Below are 668 nucleotides of genomic sequence, written 5' to 3'. Positions count from 1 at the left end.
TGAGCGGGAGCGGTACCACCGGCGACCCTTATATTGTGAACAGCACCTTCACGGAAGTGGACGGTAGCGTTACCAATGAGATACAGGATCTGGCGAGCGTGCTCGGCGAGGGCAACAGCGCGGGTACATCCATCACGAACGTGACGGACCCGACCAATGCCCAGGACGCCGCCACGAAGAACTATGTGGACACGCAGATCACGGCGAACACCGCTGACGGTTCGGAGACCATCGTGAACGGAGGCACGGACATCAGTGTGAGCGGGAGCGGTACCACTGGCGACCCTTATGTCGTGAACAGCACCTTCACGGAGGTCGATGGAAGCGTTACCAATGAGATCAACACCCGCTTCGAGGTAAGTGGGGCGAACCTTGAGATAGAAGATGGCAACGGGATCCTACAGGTACCCTTGGCTAACTTGGGCAGTGACGACCAGACGTTATCGGAGGTACTCTCCGAGGGCAACAGCGCGGGGACCTCGATCACGAACGTGACGGACCCTACCAACGCCCAGGACGCCGCCACGAAGAACTACGTCGACACACAGATCACGGCCAATGCCGCCGATGGTTCGGAGACCATCGTCAACGCAGGCACGGACATCAGTGTCAGCGGAAGCGGTACCACTGGCGACCCTTATATTGTGAACAGCACCTTCACGGAAGTG

The 668-nt window shown here is 58.8% G+C and carries 1 protein-coding gene; it reads left to right on the top strand.

From position 1 onward, the window contains the following. Positions 1-668, top strand: a 668-nt coding sequence (locus ACPD8L_RS17240) for a hypothetical protein (protein ID WP_423944897.1), incomplete at both ends; no start/stop codon positions are given.

Source organism: Flagellimonas algicida, assembly GCF_049629585.1.
GTDB lineage: Bacteria > Bacteroidota > Bacteroidia > Flavobacteriales > Flavobacteriaceae > Flagellimonas.
The sequence above is the reverse complement of the archived record's forward strand: the minus strand, read 5'-3'. Positions and strand labels throughout refer to the sequence as shown.